This is a genomic window from Chryseotalea sp. (assembly GCF_057350905.1).
Genome location: NZ_JBMRCF010000001.1, coordinates 755,047 through 777,029 on the forward strand (window position 1 = coordinate 755,047; position 21,983 = coordinate 777,029).

16 protein-coding genes are annotated in these 21,983 nt (G+C 40.4%); 6 read left to right on the forward strand and 10 right to left on the reverse strand.

Annotated elements, in window-relative coordinates; translation table 11 throughout:
- Nucleotides 1-63: 63 nt before the first annotated feature.
- The 3 genes from ACO1XM_RS03395 to bglX are packed head-to-tail and all read left to right on the forward strand — an operon-like array spanning nucleotide 64 to nucleotide 4,970.
- On the forward strand, nucleotides 64-957 hold the full coding sequence (locus ACO1XM_RS03395; protein ID WP_486225822.1) for a LamG-like jellyroll fold domain-containing protein: 894 nt from the start codon (nucleotides 64-66) through the stop codon (nucleotides 955-957).
- A gap of 55 nt (nucleotides 958-1,012) precedes the next feature.
- Complete coding sequence (locus ACO1XM_RS03400) at nucleotides 1,013-2,653, forward strand: glucoamylase family protein (RefSeq protein ID WP_486225824.1); 1,641 nt, start codon at nucleotides 1,013-1,015, stop codon at nucleotides 2,651-2,653.
- A gap of 10 nt (nucleotides 2,654-2,663) precedes the next feature.
- Nucleotides 2,664-4,970, forward strand: coding sequence for a beta-glucosidase BglX (gene bglX / locus ACO1XM_RS03405; protein ID WP_486225826.1), 2,307 nt, complete (start codon nucleotides 2,664-2,666; stop codon nucleotides 4,968-4,970).
- On the opposite strand, the gene ACO1XM_RS03410 is transcribed toward bglX, so the two are convergent.
- The 8 genes from ACO1XM_RS03410 to ACO1XM_RS03445 all read right to left on the reverse strand — a co-directional run bounded on the left by ACO1XM_RS03410 (nucleotide 4,967) and on the right by ACO1XM_RS03445 (nucleotide 15,903).
- Nucleotides 4,967-6,574, reverse strand: coding sequence for a hypothetical protein (locus tag ACO1XM_RS03410; RefSeq protein ID WP_486225828.1), 1,608 nt, complete (start codon nucleotides 6,572-6,574; stop codon nucleotides 4,967-4,969). The two genes, bglX and ACO1XM_RS03410, sit on opposite strands and share 4 nt — an antisense overlap.
- A gap of 157 nt (nucleotides 6,575-6,731) precedes the next feature.
- Nucleotides 6,732-8,996 carry a hypothetical protein gene (locus ACO1XM_RS03415; protein ID WP_486225830.1) on the reverse strand — a complete coding sequence of 755 codons (2,265 nt, stop codon included), beginning with the start codon at nucleotides 8,994-8,996 and terminating at the stop codon, nucleotides 6,732-6,734.
- Nucleotides 8,993-10,222, reverse strand: coding sequence for a BatA domain-containing protein (locus tag ACO1XM_RS03420; protein WP_486225832.1), 1,230 nt, complete (start codon nucleotides 10,220-10,222; stop codon nucleotides 8,993-8,995). The genes ACO1XM_RS03415 and ACO1XM_RS03420 overlap by 4 nt, the downstream gene beginning before the upstream one ends.
- The gene (locus ACO1XM_RS03425; RefSeq protein ID WP_486225834.1) at nucleotides 10,219-11,115 is read right to left on the reverse strand and encodes a DUF58 domain-containing protein; all 897 of its coding nucleotides are present in this window, start codon (nucleotides 11,113-11,115) and stop codon (nucleotides 10,219-10,221) included. The genes ACO1XM_RS03420 and ACO1XM_RS03425 overlap by 4 nt, the downstream gene beginning before the upstream one ends.
- A gap of 1 nt (nucleotide 11,116) precedes the next feature.
- Nucleotides 11,117-12,121 carry an AAA family ATPase gene (locus ACO1XM_RS03430; protein ID WP_486225836.1) on the reverse strand — a complete coding sequence of 335 codons (1,005 nt, stop codon included), beginning with the start codon at nucleotides 12,119-12,121 and terminating at the stop codon, nucleotides 11,117-11,119.
- A gap of 7 nt (nucleotides 12,122-12,128) precedes the next feature.
- Nucleotides 12,129-12,752 (reverse strand): DUF4159 domain-containing protein, encoded by a 624-nt coding sequence (locus tag ACO1XM_RS03435; RefSeq protein WP_486225838.1) that lies wholly within the window; start codon nucleotides 12,750-12,752, stop codon nucleotides 12,129-12,131.
- 153 nt (nucleotides 12,753-12,905) lie between these two features.
- Nucleotides 12,906-14,225: a TldD/PmbA family protein gene (locus ACO1XM_RS03440; protein ID WP_486225840.1), complete on the reverse strand. Its 1,320-nt coding sequence runs from the start codon at nucleotides 14,223-14,225 to the stop codon at nucleotides 12,906-12,908.
- A gap of 28 nt (nucleotides 14,226-14,253) precedes the next feature.
- Nucleotides 14,254-15,903 (reverse strand): TldD/PmbA family protein, encoded by a 1,650-nt coding sequence (locus ACO1XM_RS03445; protein ID WP_486225842.1) that lies wholly within the window; start codon nucleotides 15,901-15,903, stop codon nucleotides 14,254-14,256.
- A gap of 284 nt (nucleotides 15,904-16,187) precedes the next feature.
- On the opposite strand from ACO1XM_RS03445, the gene ACO1XM_RS03450 reads away from it, so the two are divergent.
- The 3 genes from ACO1XM_RS03450 to ACO1XM_RS03460 all read left to right on the forward strand — a co-directional run bounded on the left by ACO1XM_RS03450 (nucleotide 16,188) and on the right by ACO1XM_RS03460 (nucleotide 20,110).
- Nucleotides 16,188-18,623 (forward strand): ABC transporter permease, encoded by a 2,436-nt coding sequence (locus ACO1XM_RS03450; RefSeq protein WP_486225844.1) that lies wholly within the window; start codon nucleotides 16,188-16,190, stop codon nucleotides 18,621-18,623.
- A 229-nt stretch (nucleotides 18,624-18,852) separates the two neighbouring features.
- A complete protein-coding gene (locus tag ACO1XM_RS03455) occupies nucleotides 18,853-19,722 on the forward strand; it encodes an FKBP-type peptidyl-prolyl cis-trans isomerase (RefSeq protein ID WP_486225846.1) in 870 nt (289 codons plus the stop codon).
- Between the two features lie 7 nt (nucleotides 19,723-19,729).
- A complete protein-coding gene (locus ACO1XM_RS03460) occupies nucleotides 19,730-20,110 on the forward strand; it encodes an SRPBCC domain-containing protein (protein ID WP_486225848.1) in 381 nt (126 codons plus the stop codon).
- Nucleotides 20,111-20,500: 390 nt separating this feature from the next.
- Here ACO1XM_RS03460 and ACO1XM_RS03465 read toward each other — a convergent pair whose 3' ends face one another.
- Together ACO1XM_RS03465 and ACO1XM_RS03470 are read right to left on the reverse strand one after the other, a co-directional pair.
- A complete protein-coding gene (locus ACO1XM_RS03465) occupies nucleotides 20,501-20,947 on the reverse strand; it encodes a peptidylprolyl isomerase (protein WP_486225850.1) in 447 nt (148 codons plus the stop codon).
- Nucleotides 20,948-21,059: 112 nt separating this feature from the next.
- Nucleotides 21,060-21,902, reverse strand: coding sequence for a M57 family metalloprotease (locus ACO1XM_RS03470; protein WP_486225852.1), 843 nt, complete (start codon nucleotides 21,900-21,902; stop codon nucleotides 21,060-21,062).
- Nucleotides 21,903-21,983: the final 81 nt, after the last annotated feature.

Consider the following 21,983-nt stretch of genomic DNA (forward strand, 5'->3'; position numbering starts at 1 on the left):
TTTAAGAAGAAGATTTTTTTCAATTAAACTAAACGAGAACAATTAAATTTAAACAAACTAAAAATGAAGAAGATTAATTATTTTTTACTTTCAGCACTTGCACTGGGAAGTGCTGTAGTGTTTTCTTGCGATGATGAGGAAGCACTTCCGCCAATTGATGGCTACAACAATTCAAATGAAGTTGCATCGGATAATTTAAAGGCACACTGGACATTCGATGATACAAAGAATGAACGCTTGTCTAACACTGCACCGTCTAATGAATATGGTGGAGCAGGAGCTGTTAGCTTTGCAGATGGTCAGGTAGGCAAAGCGCTTAAACTAACAAGCGGTGCTGTATTGTATCCAAGCATTGCTGATATAGGAGGTGCTAATTCACTAAGTAACTTCACTGTTAGTATGTGGGTGAATGTACAAGGTAACAAGCGCACTGCTAAGCAAGGGTTTACGTCTTTCTTTGCTATTAATTATCAAGATGATACCGACATTTGGGGTAATATCACAATGGCTGCTGAAACAGGTAATTATTTACCAACTTCTGATACACTCATGCTTAAGCCTTTATTGAAAACGCTTTTAAATGGTGGAGGTACCAGCTTACAGGATAACATTAGTACAATTAATGGTGATGTGGGTAAGCATTTTCTTGGTGCTAAAAGATGGGCACATTATGTTGCTCGCTGGAATGGGACTACACATAAGTTCGAAATTTTTGGTGACGGTGTGAATGTTGGTGCTTACAGCGATCGTGGAACAACACCTCCATTGGTAATGAGAACACCGGCCAGAGCTATCTTTGGTAGCTTAACACATAACGATGTAGGCTTTGCCAGCGCACCTGACAGAAGCTTTAACGTATTGGCGAATGCATTAATTGATGATGTGCGTGTGTATAACACTGCTTTGTCTGATGCAGAGATCACTGCTTTATTTAACCTAGGTACAGCGGGTAGATAATTTTGTTTTTAATAAAGAGCAGAGGTAAGGCCTCTGCTCTTTTTATTTTTATCGAATGTTAAAAAATAAACTTTTTATTGCAGTTATTTTATTGCTCTCTTTTTCATGCGATGAAAAGGAAGACAACATACAGGGTGCAAAAAACTTCACTCTTATCAATTTAACAATAGACAACAATCAAGGAGGCGCAAGCCTTACGGCTGTTTCCAGAACACCGCTCATTGTGCTAAGCTTTTCCGAACCAGTGGATTTGGCCTCTGCCCAAAACACAATTGTGCTTAAAGAAAAGTCCACTACGATATTATGCGAATTCTCATTAACAAATGGAGATAGCACTTTACAAATAAGACCTATTTCAAATTTAAAAGCTTTATCAAAACACGATCTATATATTGATGCTGCCCTTAAAGCAAAATCAAAAAGGGAATACACGGTTTACTCACAATACAGTTTTATAACTGAGATAGACGAAACTGATAAATTTCCACGTGTCTCAGACGAAGAACTCCTCACACTCGTCCAACAACAAACTTTCAAATACTTCTACGATTTTGCACATCCTACCAGTGGTATGGCACGCGAACGGAACACGTCTGGTGATATCGTTACCAGTGGTGGCTCCGGCTTTGGCATTATGGCCTTGATTGTTGGTGCAGAAAGAAATTTTATCAGTAAACAACAGGCCATTGAACGCATGGACAAGATTGTTTCTTTTCTGGAAGAAGCCGATCGCTTTCATGGCGCCTGGTCGCATTGGATCAATGGCAACACCGGCAATGTAGTACCCTTCAGTGCAAAAGACAATGGGGGTGATTTAGTAGAAACTTCTTTTCTCATACAAGGTCTCATTACGTTTCGCCAATATTTAGAACCTACGGATACAGTGGGGAATGACTTAATCGATCGCATTACAGATTTATATTATGAAGTGGAGTGGGACTGGTATCGCAAAAACAATCAAGAGGTACTTTACTGGCATTGGTCACCCAATTTTAATTGGGACATGAATTTTCCGATGTACGGTTATTACGAACAACAGATCACCTATTTTCTTGCCGCTGCTTCACCAACGCATGGTATACCTAAAAGTGTTTATACCAATGGTTATGGTAAAAATGGGGCCATTGTTAAAAACAATCTCTTCTATAACATAAAACTCCCCTTAGAAAGTCCGGGTCCTTTGTTTTGGGTGCATTATTCTTACCTCGGTCTTGATCCTCACTTCTCCGATGGTTACGCTAATTATTGGGAGCAAAATGTAAATGCTACTTTAATCAACCAGGCACACTGTATAGCGAATCCCAGAAACTATGTGGGCTACAGCGATGCATGCTGGGGTTTAACCAGCAGCGACAACCAGAATGGCTACAGTGCTCATTCACCTGGCAATGATCTTGGTGTGATCACACCAACAGCCGCCTTGTCTTCATTCCCATACACACCAACGGAGTCTATGAAGGCATTAAAGTTTTTCTATTACACCCTGGGCGATCGCACATGGGGTGAGTATGGATTTTATGATTCATTTAATTTAACACAAGCCTGGTTTGCTAATTCATACTTAGCAATAGACCAGGGACCAATCATTGTTATGATTGAAAACCACAGAACAGGTTTACTGTGGGATCTATTTATGTCTGCCCCTGAAGTACAGGAAGGCTTTACTAAACTTGAATTTACGGATACGTCCAATTAAATAATAACCAATGATTAAGCACAGTCCCCTTCGTTCAATTGTAAGGATAAGTGTTATAGCTTGTCTTTTTGTTGCCTTTATAACTTCCTGCACAAAATCGAATAAACCCAGCTCAGGTATTGATGCCAAAGTTGATTCAGTGATGGCACTCATGACACTGGAAGAAAAAATCGGCCAGTTGAATTTACCGTCAGCAGGCGATTTTGTAACAGGTCAGGCGAGTAACTCCGACATTGCCAAGAAAATTGAACAAGGCATGGTGGGCGGACTTTTCAATATCAAGTCAGCATCACGCATTAAAGAAATACAAAAAATAGCGGTAGAGCAGAGCAGACTGAAGATTCCATTGATTTTTGGTATGGATGTAATTCATGGTTATCAAACAGAGTTTCCAATACCACTGGCGCTCAGCAGCACCTGGGATATGAAATTGATTGAACGTACAGCACGCATTGCTGCCGTAGAAGCAAGTGCGGATGGTATTAACTGGACTTTCTCACCGATGGTGGACATCTCCAGAGATCCTCGTTGGGGACGTGTAGCTGAGGGTAATGGTGAGGATCCTTTTTTGGGCTATCATATTGCTAAAGCCATGGTGCGTGGTTATCAGGGCAATGACTTAAGCGTTAACAACACCATTATGGCTTGTGTGAAGCATTTTGCTTTATATGGTGCTGCGGAGGCAGGCAGAGATTACAATACAACAGACATGAGCGAAATGCGCATGTTCAATGATTATATGCTGCCCTATAAAGGTGCTGTAGAAGCCGGGGCAGGCAGTGTCATGACTTCCTTCAACGACATTAATGGTGTACCAGCCTCAGCCAATAAATGGCTCACAACGGATGTGCTACGCAATCAATGGGGCTTTAATGGCTTTGTGGTTACCGACTATACATCTATTAACGAAATGGTAGCGCACGGTATTGGTGATTTACAACAGGTTACGGCTCAATCCCTCAATGCCGGAGTTGATATGGACATGGTAGGTGAAGGCATGCTTACTACATTGAAAAAATCTTTGGAAGAAGGAAAAGTAACGCAGGCACAAATTGATGAAGCCTGCAGAAGAATACTGACAGCTAAATTCAAACTTGGCTTATTTGATGATCCCTATAAATACTGCGATGAAAGCAGGGCCAACGAAATTTTTACACCAGAGAACAGAGCGTTTGCCAGAGAAGTAGCAGCGAAGAGTATAGTGCTGTTGAAGAACGACAAAAATCTTTTACCATTAAGCAAGAGCAAATCGATTGCTCTGATTGGCCCCTTGGCTGATGCGAAAGAAAACATGGTAGGCACCTGGGCTGTAGCCACTGATTTTATGAAAGCAGTTTCATTGCGAGAAGGCTTACAAAATGCCTTAGGTGAAAAAACTGTTTTGCATTATGCAAAAGGTTCTAACTTATCTAAAGATGATGCTTTTGAACAAAGAGCAACCATGTTTGGAAAAACATTGCATCGCGATAGCAGAACAGAGCAGGAATTGCTTCAAGAGGCCTTGCGTGTGGCTGCGAAAGCCGATGTAATTGTAGCGGCTTTAGGCGAGTCAGCAGAAATGAGTGGTGAATCGTCAAGCAGAACTAATCTGGAGATACCCGACACACAACAAGAACTGTTGAAGGCCTTGCTAAAAACTGGTAAGCCTGTTGTATTAGTGTTATTCAATGGCAGACCCTTATCTATTACCTGGGAAAATGCCAACGTACCGGCTATTGTAAACACTTGGTTTGGTGGTACAGAAGCAGGCAATGCTATTGCTGATGTGCTTTTTGGTGATGTCAATCCTTCAGGTAAGCTTACGGTTACATTTCCACAAAATGTAGGGCAGGTGCCTATTTACTATGCCCACAGAACAACCGGAAGACCCTTGCCTGAGGGTAAGTGGTTTGAGAAATTTAAGTCGAACTACCTGGATGTATCCAACGAGCCCCTATACGCATTTGGATACGGTTTAAGCTACACAAGCTTTAGCTATGGAGAAGTTAAGCTGTCAAACACCAGCATGTCCCAAACAGACAGTATAAAGGTTTCGTGTACCATCACCAACACAGGTGCACGCGCTGGCGAAGAAATTGTGCAACTCTATGTGCAGGATGTAGTAGGCAGTGTAACCAGACCTGTGCGTGAGTTGAAGGGCTTTGAGAAAATTGCGTTAAAGGCAGGGGAGGCGAAAGAAGTGAGCTTCACCATCAGCAAGCAAGAATTGTCTTTTTATAACCAACAATTACAATTTGCAGCCGAGCCTGGCGAGTTCAGGGTATTTGTTGGCCCTGATTCCAACACCAAAAACGGAGCCAGCTTTGAATTGCGTTAAAGCTTAGGGGCAAGCCATAGAAAAGCAATGGAGAGTAAGAAGGTAAAATAAAAAAGATAACCGGGGATATCTTGATACCTTCTTACTTTTTCCTCGTTTAAATCATTGGGCTTAATTGTTTCAGCCTGATGTAAAGTCATCTGCTGTTGACGTCTTAAGGTCGACCATTCGTGCTCTACAGAAACATAAAAATCATAGAAACTGCTGTCGCTAAGTTGTACTGAATTCCATCCGACTTTTTGTGGACGTAGTGTGACACTCCATAGGTTGTCAATGAAAAGATCTTCTGTAATGGGAATAATTTGATTTTCATAGGAAAGTAGCGGCTTCTCTTCAGCACTAAGGATGTTGAATGTCAACGGAACTCCAGTATAGTAAGGAAATTGATCAGCAATGGTAATTTCTGTTTTTATTGGTTTTGCCCTGCTGCTCTTACTAATCAGGTCTGTCCAAATTGCTGCGTAGACTGTGGAGTCTCCGGAAAGCCGCAGCTGATAAGTCTCGTTTACTAATTGTATAGCTACTTTGCCAAAGCCTTGATGACGATAAGCACTCAGTACTTTATCTGTGTTTGCCAATATCGGAATGATGTCTTGTTCAGGAGTAATGCTTAGCCTTTGTTTTTTTAGGATATACTTTTTTGAGGAGCTATAAAAGGAAAGATGAATCGTATCCTGATCATCCTTCATTAGAGGCATATCGATAATACGTTTAGTCTCCTTGTTTTTGTTTTCTGACTGATCCATTAACAAGAGTATACCCAAGCCTGCCTTTGCAGCCCTACTAATAGCTTCTGTTTCATTACGCGAAAGTTTCTCAAGAGTTGAGTTTTCAAGAATCAACAAATCATAATTTTTCAGTACATCATCATTCATACTGGTCATTTGCTTTAGCGCTGTATTTACTTTTTCATAACTGAAATTACTTTTCGATAGTTGACTTCTTACTTGAATACCGTGCCCCTGACTTGTCAGAAAGTTTTTAAGTTGACGCATTTCGAAGGAGGGTGCCAATTGCAGCATCAATATCTCAAGCTTCTGGGGTTCACTTATTTTTAAGGGAATGTTCACTGTTTCTACGGTTGAACTCGTTATTGTTTTTAAAGTAAACAATACCTTACCCGCTTGTTTCGGGAGCACTTGAAAGCTAAAATCATACTCGCCAGGCTGATCAAAAGCTAAGGAATCAATTTTTCCAGCGGGGTCGATGAGATGTAACTGGGTAGATTCCCGTGCATTGAGTTTTCCTTTGATTACTGATAATTGTCCAGGATAAATAAGAGAAGGAAGTGAAACTTCAATAATTCCACCTGGTTTTTCTCCAACTAAGTAATGAAACGTTTTATCTTGGAGCAGATCAAAATGCGATTTATTTAATCCTTCTCCGGCAATGAAAGCAATTTTGCCATCTAAATTCTTTAGTTGCTGCCGTGTTTCAATTTTTTCAGTCGATTGTCGCTTACTGCTATCGCCATAGCTAAGCACCCTTAATTCCGGATGTACTTGCAGAACACTATCAACAAGCTGCTGTTGATAGTTGGGGGTTAAGATCAGATACTGATCGGATTTATCTCCTGTGAGGTAGGAGGGTCGTAGTAAGAGCATGGCAATTGAAAACATGGCTATACTAAGCGCGAGCAGTCTATATGCAAGGAAGCGTCTGGGTTTGAGCCATTCTATTACTAGTAAAAATATAGTTACTAACAATAGTATAAAAAATAACCAAAAGGTATTAAATACTGGATGAAAGATGAAAAACTCCTTAGTCATTTTTCTGTTGCTCCAAGGCTTTTATGAAATCACTATCCAAGGCATGCTGTACGATCTGTTTACGTGTGCTTTGCTGCAAATTGTTTGGTAAGGCCTCCCATAAAGCTTTTTCTGTTGCGCTCATGACTTGTGGAAGCTCTTCTTTAGCATAGTTACCATTGATTAGTTTCGATAAGCCTTGTAAACCTTCCAGGTATTGTATTGGATTGTCTTTGGAAAGGGCAGCCATTTCATTTCCTGCCACTTGCAAAACGACTATTTCTTTTATGGTAAAGGTTTTAGTAGTAACACTTTTCTTTGCCTGAAGCAGGGTAATGGCGCGCTGGATGGCTACATAAGCATTTTGCTGCCTGAGCTGACTCTGTTTTATCGGATTAGTCACCTCACTCAGATCAGCGCTATAACGTTTATCTTCTTTGATGGGTGGTGGATCGAAACCTGTTCGATGAACATAAATTCTGGAATCGTTACTAATCTCTTTTAACAATTTCAAAATCTTATATTGGTAGGGTAAGGACTTCGTAGGTTCAAAAAGTCTGAGTTGCAATTCGGCATCCCACATGAGTGTAAGTGCTGCCCTCAACTTGGCTTTTACAGATTGTATATAAAAAGTGGCTTCTTCCGCGTCATCATGCGCATGAACAAATTCTTCCAGCGGGCTTAGTTTCTTGTCAGGGTCAGCTGATTCTTCATGTTTATGATCATGCTCTTCTTCGTGTTTATGCTCAACAAGGTTGTGTTCATTTTCACTATCATGCACATGACCAAAGGCCTTGGTTACATCTTCCTCTTCTGTTGCCTCCATGTCCTCCTGATCAACCTGTGGACCGATGCCTGAAACAAATTCCTCACCCATAAATTCGCTGTATCTCAGACGCAATACTTTTTGATCATATCCTAATTCGTTGCTGGTAGCTTTGAAGTCAGCCAGCGACAAGGTCTTTTTATTCCTGATTAGTTTTTCGGTGTCAATGATGATTTGGCGCTGACTTCTGAAGTACTCCGGCATCAGGTCTACACCGAGTCCTTCCTCAGTGCTGGTAATGACTTCGCTGGTATCTTGTACAGCAATGAAGTACGTATCGGTGCGACTTCGATTAGGAATCGTTTTATTATCGAATGCTTCAATATAAAAGTAAAGCTCATCTCCTGGTTCGAGGCCTAGCTTTTTAAGATTCAGCAGTGCTTCTGCCTTTATATTTTTGCCTTGGATGGATCTTGGTGAAGTAAAATTGATTTTTTCTTCCCGGAATTTCACGGACTCACCACTGCCTTTACTTACTGTCGCAATAATCTGTGCTTTACTGATGCTATAATCATCCAGCAGATTCGCGCGTAACATTACTTGTGGCGAATCCTCCCAGGTAAGTTCTGTGAATTGCTGAAGGTTATTGATTGTTAGCACTGGACTGTTGTCCTTGGTTACGCGTATGGCATAGAGATCGCTCTGATGCCAGCTTTTATCTTTCCAGGCGAGTTGAAAGTAGGCATCCTGTTTCATAGTGAAACTGATTTCAAAAAACTGATTCTCCCGAGATTTAAATTGCAGGCTGTCTTTTCCTGAAATAATAATACTTGCAACTTGAACATGTTGATTAAAATGAATCTGGTAATTAATAACACTTCCTTCGGGGACAACAATATTTTGCAGGGGAGAGGAGTAAGGTTTGATTTGCGTGTAGGCGGGTGGTGTTATATTTATTTTAATCGTTTCTATTGTTGGTGTGGTAAAGGAAGCATTGACTTGGTCTGCATTATTTTCCTCCAGACGAGTTATAAAATCATTTCCATGACTGTTTTGATTCCACATTAATAGCAAGGCACTGACCAGGCAAAGGAAAAAGAGTCCTGCTGATTTCAATAAGTCATTCGGAAGCTTAAGTGTTTCTTTATGCGTAGCAATAAGTTCAATCACCTTGAATTGCTGAATCTGTTGCAGTGTTGACAAATTCTGTGTTTCGCTGAGTATTAAGTCTGTGCTATTTTGCAATTGGGGATACAATTGATCTAAGGAACGACTAATGTAGTTGTTATTAATCACCCAAATTTTTGATAAGAAAAGGGAAGTAGTTATGAATAGTATTGTTGTGACGATAGATAGAACAAGGCTGCTGGTAAAAGAAATGCTGAATGCTTGCGCTAAGGCAAAAAATAAAACACCAAAGCCCATTCCTTTCAGTAAAGCTTGAAGCAACAACACTAATTTTTGTTTAGCGCTAAGTCGGTTTATCCAATATCGAATATCTGTCAGCGTCATTGTTTTCGGATATAGGATAGCAATCTTTCAATTACGAATAAACTGAAGAACAGAATGAAGAGAATATTATTCAAAGATTGATTTGCCATTGGAGAAATGGCAGCCACTTTCTTATTCCCCTGACAGGCAAAAGCCAAGGAGTCGGATAAGGAGCGCGCATCAAAGACAAGCGCCCTGTTTTGTAAAGCTTCTGTATTGATGAGCAAAGAAGTTAATTGTAAGGTGAGATGTTGTTGTGTGGCTACTTCCTGATTCAATCTTTGCGTTAACGTCCATTGTTGAGCGCTGATCTTCTTAACAAGTCGGTCATAGTCCTTATCCTCGAAATATAGGACTTTGCAATCACAAGTTGGTGCTATTTCATTGGAAAGCCAGATAAGCCAATCAGCACGGATCTGATCCGACTTGTCTGTAATGTACTGCAGGATTATGTTTGTTTTAAATGTTTTCTGAATGACTGAGAGGGCAGCTTCGATTATCTGTTTGTCATACTGAAAGTTATTTTCTGCATAGATACTTATTTTAATGGTGTCTGCATCGCTAATGGCTACACTATCCTTGTACTCATTGTTATGAATCATCTCAGTACTAAAGTAGGTGAGGTCTGCATCTGTGTATCCATAGCGGATTGCAAGACTATCATTGTTTATTCTTCGACTACTTAACAAGTATTGTACAGGATCGGAAGTAATGCTTAACCATTGAATATTTTTCGGTAGAGGCACAACATCACCAGTGAACAATGAAGCATGGTTACTACTGATTATAATGCCCTTAGTAATATTATAACTACTAAGTTCCTCAAGCAGTGTATAATAATCTGATGGAATATAGTCATCATTTGATTGAGCTAAAGGAAAATCTTGAGCCAGAAGATGGATTTCATAGCCATCAAGTGATAAGCTATCGATCAGTTTTTGAACCATGGGCTTTTCAAGTAATGCCTTTTCAACAATAAGCCACTTCTGTGTATTACCAGACGCAGGTATATACTGTGCGCCCGCCAGGAAAAATGAAAGTATAATAACCAAGAGCGCGCGTAAAATTAACAACCAATATTCATTCAGTTTTATACCCTTAAATTGCTGCGAGGGGCTTTCTTCAAGATGTCGCACACTACCCATCATGATTATCTTACCCTGTTTTCTACTCAATAAATGAATAGCAAGCGGAATGGATAAACCAAGCAATGACCAAAGCATGAGGGGATTACTAAAGCTAATCATCTTTGTAATCTTTTGCGTGTGGTTAAGAAATTTCTCAGCACAGTATCAGGCGATTCGAACAAATTTACCGGATAACAGGATACGTGCTTTTCAAGCATCCAGATTCTGGATTGCTCCAACCATTCATTAAACCTTTTTATGTAGTTTTCTTTTTGTGTGTTGGTATTTACTTTGGTTCGCACCTGCGTTTCCATATCCTGAAAGGTAAATGAACCTTCATAACTCAGGTCTCTTTCTTTTTTACCGATCAGATGAAAAACAATAACTTCATTTCTGGGTGTCTTGAGTCGTGCAATAAAGTTTAACAGATCTCCCTTATCGTCATACAGATCGGTAAGAAAAATGATTAATTCTTTGCCATGATGATCGAACAATTGTTCAAGCTGGTTTGAATGGTTCCAGGTGCCTGAAGTTTTTACGTTGATGAGCTCGTATAAGAAGCGTACAAATTGCTGTTGCTCAAAACGTGGTTGTAATATTTTAATCTGACTTTCATTAACAGTAGAAAGACCAATCGAATCGCCTTGCTTTCTGCCCAGGTAAGCCAATGCCGCTGTTAACACTTTGGCATACTGAAGTTTGCTGATAGCATCTTCGGTATATGCCATCGACTGACTGGCATCGACTACAAACTTAACCGTGATATTGGTTTCAATCTCAGCTTGCTTGATGTAGTATCTTTCTGTCCGGGCAAACGATTTCCAATCCAGTTGCCTGAGGTCATCACCCGCCTGATAGTTTTTGTACTGACTAAATTCCTGACCTGCCCCTACAGCCTGACTTTTATTGCTGCCACTCATAAAACCTTCTACAATTACGCGCGCCACCAACTCAAGACCATTTACGGTATTGAGGATTTCCGGTTTTAATAATTCTTTAATGCGCGCGTCCACCTTAGATCAGCTTTATCTGACTACTTTGTAATAGGTGTTTACATACAGAGTCTGAACTGACATTTTCAGCCTCTGCTTTAAAATTCATCAAAATTCTGTGTCGTAAAACAGGATAGGCAACGTGGGTGATGTCTTGAGGACTAACGGCTAATCTACCTTGTAAAATAGCCCGTGCTTTGGCAGTTAAGATCATCGCCTGTCCGGCACGTGGCCCAGCGCCCCAGCGTACCCATTCTTTTACATAGGCATCTTGTGTTTCATTTGGTCGGGTAGCCCGTACAAGTTTACCAACTGCTTCAATTAATTCCTGACTGATGTGAATCTCACGTACAAATTGTTGGAGCTTGATGATCTCTTGTGCCGTGATTACCTTTTCTACGCCACCTCTTTTGCTTCCCGTTGTTTGTGATAAAATATTTAGCTCTTCTTCTAAGGTCGGGTAACTTACTTTGATATAGAGCAGGAAACGATCTAATTGTGCTTCGGGTAAAGGAAAGGTGCCAGCTTGTTCAATTGGATTTTGCGTAGCCAGGATAAAAAAAGGTTTATCCAGCGGATAAGTAACACCGGCATAGGTTACTTCAAACTCTTGCATGGCTTCGAGTAAAGCAGCCTGTGTTTTAGGAGATGTTCGGTTGATTTCATCAGCTAATATAATATTAGCGAAGATGGGACCTTTGTTAAATTTGAAAAAGCGCTTACCTGTGGCGTGGTCTTCTTCCAATACTTCTGTTCCTATAATATCAGAAGGCATTAAATCAGGCGTGAATTGTATTCGCCTGAAGTGAAGATCTATTGCTTCCGATAAGGTACGAATCATTAAAGTCTTGGCCAGACCTGGCACACCTTCTAACAAACCATGACCACCTGCAAGAAAGGTAATGAGCAACTGATCGATAATTTCATCCTGGCCTACTATTACTTTCTTAATTTCTTTCTTAAGTGCCTGAAGTTTACCGGTGAGTAAGCTTATATTTTTCTCGGTTTCTTTTAAATCATTCGTCATAAAAAAATCAGGCAGTTAGCGCGTACATAATAATGTTGATGCTGAATCGTGTGTTGTCAATTCTATAAAATCTTTTATTTCTGAAGTCGTAGTCCCATTCACAACCATAATCTTTATTGCTGTAGAGTACTCCGATTTTATTTTTTACTTCAATGGCTTTTAAATAATCGTGTACAATGTCATCACCCCAACCATTCAATTCCTGCGATGTAGTAGGAGGGCCCTCGAATTTAAAAAAGGAGGAATAGAGTACGTGGTTGTTAGGTATTTTCTTGAGTGCGGCAATACCGAATATTTTTTCCATTTGTGCTTCGAAAGATTTAGCAAAGAGACCATCAATGTCATGGTTGCAATCATCTACAAAAACAAAACCACCATTGTTCACATACTTCTCAAAATTCTCTTTTTCCTGTGGTGTAAATTCAACCAGCTTATGTCCGCTTAAATAACAAAATGGGCAACGAAAAATCTCGTTGCTGCTAAGGAGAATGATATTTTCTTGTGTGTCAATATTTAATGAAGTATACTCCACCAGTGAGTTGAGTACATTGGATGGCATGCGTTGGTCTACGTCCCAGTCTCCGGACTCATATTGCAAGCGGGTGAAGAAGAACTTATTAACAAGACTCATTGAGTAAAAAGAACAGTACGACTAAACCTAAATAAAGAGACTGCCTCATGTGGTACATGTCTCAGCATTTCTGCTGATTCATATTTTGTCTGAAACTATTTATGACAGACAACACCAGTAATGAGACAGTCTCTGATTAAAAATTGTTATGGCCTACACAGCATCAGATAAGCTGGTGAAAGTGAAATCACGAATTTTCATGTAAGGTATTAAGTTGCCACCTACACGCACTTGCTTTCCAAGTGTTTCAAGGTTATTCAACATGATTACCGGACTTTCATTAAAACGGAAATTCTTTACCGGATGCTTAATCTTTCCGTTTTCAATAAAGAATGTACTGTCGCGTGTAAGACCTGTATAGAGTTGTGTTTGCGGATCTACCGAACGGATATACCAGAAGCGCGTTACTAAAATTCCCTTCTTTGTATCCTTAATCATATCCTCTACCGATGCTTTACCACCTTCAAAAATGATATTCCCGGGAAAAGGAACAGGTGCTACATTTTTTTGCGCTGCCCAGTACCGATCGTAAAACAAATTGCTGACAACACCATTTTTAATAATATCAAGTCGCTGACGTGCTTGACCATCGCCAGTCCAGGGTGTAGCCGGTACTTCAGTGTTGAATGGGTCTGAGTAGATGTTAACACGCTCGTCAAGCATTTTTTCGCCTAACTTGGTTCCACCACCTTTTTTAGAAAGAAAGCTTCTGCCTTCATCTGCCTGACGGGCCCCCATCGCAAAAAACATATTACCCAATAATTCAGCAGAAGCGGCAGGCTCCAGAATTACGGTATACTTGCCAGGCTCAATCGCTTTAGCATCTCTCGATCCTAATGCTTTTTGAATAGCAATATTAGAAGCTTCTGCCGTATCCAGTTTGCTTACATCATTGAAGTCACGTGTTACCCAACCAGAGCCTGTGCCATCATTGCTACGCATCGTAACAGTAAAATCGACATTGGTAGATTGGTTATATAAGAACATGCCTTTGGTATTCATCATGGCTGAAAAGCCATGATTGTGCTCCAGATAACCTGCAGCAGTAACATCTTTGGCAGCAGCAGGATTGATGCTGTTAGCAGCAGCCTGAGCGCGGTATTCAGGTGTAATTTTAGCAGTAGCCTCTGAGTAAGTTTTAGATTCACCACCATATTGTTGCTGAGGCAGTGGCTCCATAAACTCAGGATTTTCAGGAGCTAGTTTGGCAAGTTCTTCAGCGCGTCTTACTGTTTTTTCAAGCGATGCCGTATCAAACTCATTGATAGTAGCCACACCTGATTTCTTTCCATAATATGCCTGGACACCCAGGGTTACATCGCTGTTTTCACCTGCGGTAGAAACGGTATTACGGGCATAGCGGATGTTACCACTGTTGTTTCCATTTAAGTTAGCAATGAGGCCATCAGCTTTTGACATGCTGATCACCTTTTCCAGTATTTGTTTTGATTCTTCTTTCGATAATATAGCCATGATGCTTTTACAAATTATGTGATACTAATTAGATAGTTCTTCCGGTATTGATAACGTTAATACCATTAAAACGTGTGGTCGAACTTCCGTGCGACACTGCACTTACCTGCGAGGGTTGGCCCTTGCCATCAAAGAAAGATCCGAACAAACGGTAATCCGATGCATCACATATTTTTGAACAGCTGTTCCAGAACTCCTGTGTATTAGATTGGTAGGCTACGTCATTGAGCATACCTGTAATCTGACCGTTCTTGATTTCGTAGTACACTGTGCCGCCAAACTGAAAGTTGTAGCGTTGCTGATCAATTGAATATGAACCACGTCCAGCTATGTAAATTCCCTTCTCTACATCCTTAATCATTTGTTGTACAGAATAGGGATCTTTACCTGGTGCTAGCGATACGTTTGGCATCCGTTGGAATTGAACATCATTCCAGCTTTGTGAATAGCAGCAGCCGTGCGATTCATTTTGCCCGATAATATGAACCTGATCGCGAATAGCCTGGTAGTTAACCAACACGCCATCTTTAATCAAATCCCATTGTTTGCACTTAACACCTTCATCATCGTAACCCACAGCACCTAATGAACCGACTTGTGTTTTATCTGCAAAGATGTTAACAAGCTTGCTGCCGTAATTAAAATTGCCAGCCTTCAGCTTATCTAGTGTTGCGAAGCTTGTACCCGCATAATTGGCTTCGTAACCCAACACACGGTCTAGTTCCAATGGATGGCCCACAGATTCGTGAATGGTAAGACCAAGGTGATTAGGTTCTAATACAAGATCGTATTTACCTGGATCGACCGACTTGGCAGAAAGCATTTCTTTTGCCTGACGCGCAGCAAGTGCTGCATCTTCAATCATATCGTAGCTGTTTTTATACAGATACATGTCAGAGACTGCACCAATTAACTTATCTTCTTTCTTAGGCATCATATATTCATAACCCATGCCCATAGGTGCACTCATGGCCTGACGTGTCTTGAATTTACCTGCAGCCTTATCAATGGCGGTTACGTTGAACGTTGGCCAGATTCTGTGAATGTCCTGATCAATATAAGAGCCTTCAGAGGAAGCAAAATATTTTTGTTCATTCACCTGAAACAGATTCGAATTGACAAAGCTTGCACCATTCTTCTGTGCTTCGGCATTTGCCGCCAATAGTAGTTCTACTTTTTCCGCTACGGGTATTTCAAATGCATTTTTTTGGATAGGCGTTTTCCAGCTTACTTCTCCATGAGACACATTCGGAGCAAGTTTTACCGGATCTGTTTGAAACTTTGAGTTTGCCTTGGCAATGGCAACAGCTTGCAGGGTGGCTTTCTTAACACCCTCAGGACTTACATCGTTGGTTGAGGCAAATCCCCAGGTACCATTGGCAATCACGCGAATACCAACACCATACGATTCACCGTTAACAATGTTCTGCACTTTGTTTTCACGGGTAGATATGAACTGATTCAAATAACGGCCAATGCGAACATCTGTATAGGTGGCTCCGTTACTTTTGGCAGTATTGAGTGCAGCATCAGCTATCTGCTTTTTCTGCAGGGCATCCAGGGGCGATTCAAGTAAGGCCTCAATGGATACAGGGTTAGAATTACCCAGTAAGCCCAAAGGCAGCATCATGCCACCCAGACCCAGGCCCGCAATCTGTACAAAGTCTCTTCTTTTCAAGGTTGTAATATTTAAGGTGAATAATGTGGTTCAAGCCATAAGTTAGAAATAAACGGTAGGCTTGTAAAAAGTGGTAAAACAAATTATATAAGCGGCATTTTAGATGCTTGCAGCCATGATTTAATAATATGAAATTTATCTGACAAGCAGTATAAGAAAAAAGCACAGTTTTTTATCTGAATACCCCAAGGAAGGTTATCCTGAAAGAGCACAGTTGTTTTATGTAACTCTTTTGCAATGCTCCACGTACAAAGGTTTTCATCCTATTCATCAATCGCACATCCATGCTTAAAAATTTTCTAAAAACTGCCGGCCGCATTATTGTAAAGCAAAGAGCTTATGCAGCGATAAATCTGATTGGTCTTACATCAGGTATCGCATTGGCCTTGTTGATTATGGCTTACGTAAGGTCAGAGACCAACTATGATACCTTTCATGAAAAGATTGGCAGACTCTATCGTATAAAATATAAAGCACCCAATGGTTTGGAACTGGCCAGTTCACCACCGCCCATTGCACCAGCGATGAAAGACTTCTTTCCGGAAGTGGAGCAAGCGGCAAGGCTATACGGTCGGAATGTGAGTATCAAACTTCCTGATCAGGAAATTGCTTTTGAAGAATCAGGTGTTTTCTTTGCGGACTCCGCTATTATGGATATGTTCTCTTTCGAATTTGTGAAAGGAAATCCTTCACGAGCATTAGTAGATAAGTTTACCATTATTATTAACGAGGAGATGGCTACCAAATACTTCGGTGATGCCAACCCTATTGGAGAATCATTATTGTTTTCTGGTCAGCATAGTTTTAAGGTAACCGGAGTTGTCAAAAACTTTCCGGAGAATTCGCATCTGCGCTTTAATATGTTAGTGCCTTATGAAAATATGTTTGATTTAGAAACTGAGCAGACTGCACAGGTGCTGCGAAATAATTTGGCCATAAACTTTGTGATCAGTCATGGCTATACCTATGTATTATTAAAAGAAGGAGCCGATCCTGGAAAGGTTGATGCCAATATGGAGGCTTTCCTGAAACAACATGCATTACCACAGATGCTGGTGGGGCAAGTGTTTACACTTTTTCCAGTTAAGGATATTCACCTGAAGTCGACATTATTGGCAGAGCCATCAACAACAAATTCGATGTCTACCATTTATATCTTTATTGCTATTGGCTTGCTAACACTCGTGATTGCCAGCATTAATTACATCAACCTTTCCACTGCCCAGTCACTCTCACGCATTAAAGAAATTGGTGTGCGGGTAATCATGGGATCTGGTAAGCAACAGATTGTTATACAGTTTTTTGTGGAAAGTTTTCTGTTTGTACTGATATCAATGGTGTTAGCCTTTGGTGTATTCTACACTACACTTCCACTGTTAAATTTATTTACCAGTAAAAATCTAGTGTTTATGGATTTTGTAGATATGCCCCTGGCATTTACCTGCCTGGCTTTACTGATAGGTATTACCTTGCTTGCAGGGTCTTACCCGGCTTATTTCGTCACAAAATTCAATTCAGTTGGTTCTTTGAAAGGTGAGGGGGTTACGGGCTTGGGTAGCCAGTGGTTAAGAAAGGGCTTAGTTGTTTTTCAATTGAGTATTGCGTTTCTGCTTTTAACATGCTCTATGTTAATTGTTAAACAACTTCGCTATTTGCACGACAGACCCTTAGGCTTTGAAAAAGAAAATGTGGTCACTATTCCTTTATTCAGTCAGAACCTAAATGGTATTTTTGGTCAGCGTGATTCCTTATTTGCTATTCGTTTGCAAAGCTTTCGCGATGCACTCGAAAGTGAAACAGGTATTTTAAAAACCACCTTGTCATCTAACCCTCCCGGCTTAGGGGCCACCTACCGTGGTACTATCCCAGAAGGATATTCACAGGAAGATAGATTGTTTGTAGCAAACTTTGCTGTTGATTATAATTTTAATGAAACATATGGACTACAGGTTATTGCTGGTAGATGGCTTGAACAAGGCTACGGGACAGATGGCACAGAGGCCTTTGTAGTAAATGAAACAGCGGTGCGGGAATTTAACTGGGGAAGTCCGGAAGAAGCCATTGGTAAAACAATAAACCGCGAAGGTAAGTTGGGAAAAGTAATCGGTGTGATTCAGGATTATAATTTTACCTCATTAACTACGGCTGTATCTGCTTTGGTGATCGAACATAATAGTAATCAGTTCAATGTGTTGTCAGTGCGGTTTCAAAATGATCAGGTTACTACACTGATGGATAAAGTGGAAGCGCAGTGGAATAAAGCTTTTCCTGAAAAGAGTTTTGAATATGTATTTTTAGATGAACAGTTGGATCTGCAGTATGCCAACTATCAAAGCTTTGGTGATATCATCAGGGCCTTTACTTTAATAGCCATCCTTATTTCTTGCTTGGGGGTATATGGCCTTGTGTTATTTATTGTTCAGCGTAAAGTAAAAGAGATTGGTGTTCGTAAGGTTTTAGGCTCTACCATCAGTGGTATTCTATTAATGATCTTTAAAGACTTTGTTTGGTTACTCTTGTTCGGATTTTTAGTGGCAATACCAATTTCATATTATTTTTTAAATGATTGGTTACAGAACTTTACCTACCATACCAGCCTGGATGTAATAACCTTTGTGGTCAGCTTCCTTATTTTGCTGGGGATAACTTTGCTCACAGTAAGTTATCAAGCTATTAAGGCTTCATTGGCTAACCCGATCAGTGCCTTGAGAAGTGAGTAATTCATTACTTTTTCAAAAAGACCAATGTCCAAAGAATACCTTATAATTAAGGTATTCTTTGCTTTACTTCAGTCCGAAATCACTGATTAAACAGTTTAAGGCTTATTAATCGTCTAAAACAATCCTGATCATTTACATGGAATCATGACTTGCTTATATTTGTATTTAATTTCAATTGTTTAAACAATAAATTCCCGACAATGCGTTGGGATTCCTAAACCAATATTTTGTGCTGAAGAGACTAACTGCCCCATTCGTATTATCCCTCGCTATCCTTTCCTTCTCTTGTCAGGAACTAGAAGTGCCTGATGATCAGCTTTTTCGTGAAGTTGAAGCGATAGACGCTTACCTAAAAGCCAATGTAACTGACTATGTTGCCTATGACCAATCAGGCATAAGATTAGTAATTCATCAGTTTGGATACCTGCCTCCAGTACATAAGGGCCAAAAAATAAGAGCCAGTGTAAAAGGCAAATTATTCAGTAATGGTAATTACTTCACTGACCTTAACTTTAACTCCTTACTGGATAGTATTGGTGGTGCAGGCCTGCAGTATGCCATCTCATCTTTACTGGTGGGTGGAGAAGCAAGTATTTACGTTCCCTCCAAATATGCAAATGGCTCGGCTACTACCAACGATATTCCGGCAAATTCCACCTTGGTTTATGAAGTTAAGCTATTTGAGGTTACCAGAACAACAACTGAACAAGCAAGATTTACCAGTGACACAACGGCTATTAAGCAATACATTATTGACAATAGCCTTGATGGATTTATGGAACACCCAAGTGGTGTGTGGTATAAAATTACCGAGCAAGGAACGGGTGTCAGACCTAAATCATATGACGCAGTCAACATGATTTACTCAGGTTCCTTATTAACCACAGGAAGTGTGTTTGACGATGGCACATTATCGAACATCAATGTATTTAGTTTAATAGATGGATTGAAAGTGGGAATGCCCTTGCTGGACGAAACAGGAAGTGCTATTTTCCTGATACCCTCAGGTTTGGCCTATGGTGCTCAAGGTTCAGGTACTTCAATTCCTGCAAATGCCAACCTGAAATTTGAAGTGGAGTTGACTAAGATTATTAAGTAATCCCGAAATGAAGGATTACAAAAAATATTTCCCCATATCTGCTCCACCAGATCAGGTTTACCTCGCGCTTACTACAGAAACTACCATTATGCTTTGGACGGGCGATCATGCCGAGATGATCGCTGAACCTGGAACGGAGTTTTCGATGTGGAATGGTGCAATTGTAGGCCGTAACCTGGAGTTTGAAAAGGATAAGAAGATTATACAACAATGGTATTTTGGCATTGACAACGATGCCTCTATTGTAACCATTAAGCTTCACCCTGATGGCGATAAAGCCACTTCAGCCGAACTCAGGCACACCAATATCCCTGATGAGGATTATGAGGATATTGTTCAGGGGTGGAACGAAGTATATTTCGGATCGCTGCAGGACTTCTACAAGTAAGTTGTACGATTTTGTACAAGCAACTGTTCAGGTTTACTTGTTTGCCACAGACAAACAGCCATTTTTCGCATGAATGATTGTTTTATGAGCTGGCGTGATTGTTGACTTAAGTTTTCAAACTTATATCAACATGAACGTATTCCTTTCTTTGGTGCTTTGGTGTCTGCTCTTAGTATTATGTTGGCCCTTAGCCTTGTTGCTATTATTGTTCTTTCCAATCATCTGGTTAATAGCTTTGCCTTTTAGAATTGTTGGCTTTACATTGGAGTGGCTTTTTAAATTGGTAGGTGCAATATTGTTGTTCCCATTTTCTTTTTTACGTGCTGCAAAACAATAAAAGCGGGAGAACCCGCTTTTATTGTTTATTATAAAAAAAATGCTTGCGTTAGCTTAAAGACTTTCAACTTCCTTAATCACCACTTTCTCCATTACATCACCCTGACGAATCAGGTCAATTACTTCCAGGCCTTCATACACCTTGCCAAAGACAGTATGGTTGCGGTCCAGGTGTGCTGTGTTTTGGCGACTATGGCAAATAAAAAACTGTGAGCCACCAGTATTACGTCCAGCGTGTGCCATTGATAGTACACCACGGTCGTGGTATTGGTTATTGCCATCTAGTTCACATTTAATGGTATGACCGGGGCCACCATTACCAATGCCATTGGGGCAACCACCCTGAATCACAAAGTTTGGAATAACCCTGTGAAAGGTCAGGCCATCATAGAAATTATGTTGGGCAAGGTCAATAAAGTTTTTTACAGTTCCAGGGGCATCTTCTTCAAAGAACTGAATCTTCATAACGCCCTTTTTTGTATGGATTTCGGCTACCTTCATGTTCACAAATTTTCCGCAAATTAAGTCAGTAAGCTTGTTGATAAAAGCATTTGCATAAAAAAAGCCTGACAATTAATTGTCAGGCTTCTAGCATTAGCTGGGGGCTATTTAGCTAGTATAAATATTCCAGTGCCACTACATCAAATGAACCAAACTCTCCATCTTCAGATGAACCAAAGCATGATAACATGATAGAGTTAGCATCAAAACCAGAAGGTGTACCTGGTATAAGAATAGCACCAACACCTGATGCACCTTCGTTACCACCTGTTCCACAAGAAAGTGAGCGGTTGAAGTAATCAGTATGTCTTAAACCAAGACAGTGACCGATTTCATGTGTCATTACGTGTTCTACAACGTCTACGCTATAAGAACTTGTACCAGAAAGAATCTGAACCCACTTATAAGGAAGTCCGCCACTAGGGAAGCCCGCAGAACCACCGGCTCCACCGCTAACACGGTAAACTACGATTTCTGCAGCTGCAGTATTAGTACCGAACGTCAGCGTGAAATCAAGACCAATGTTCAGGGCATTGTAGTTAGCAACAGCATTTTGAAGTGCAGTGCGCATCTTAGTGTCCAATGCATTGGTTCCACTGGTGTAACCAAGCACACGGATGGTGCGGGGTGAGCTAACCAAATTAGTGGTTCTGTATTGTTCACCAACAGCACCTACGTGCTGAACTTTACTGTTACTCATTTCCCTGATATCTTCGTCAGAGAGGAACATATCTTTTTCAAGCATATATCCCTGCATCAACTCTCCTGTTATAGGATTTCTTGAAGATACTTTTTGTACATCACTCACATCAAAACCAAGACTTGTCAACTGAAGTTTCACGTTTTCTGAAATCTCAGCTTTTTCAGTTTTGACAGAAGTTTCCGTACAGGAAATTACAAAGGCACTGAGAAGAACTACCGCAAGTGCCGAAGCGGCTTTTCGAATGTTTAACATAATTATTAGGTTTAGGTTTATATTTCGAAATTACTTCATGTCCACCTGCATAATGTTCAAGCGTAATGAAATGTGTTTTCG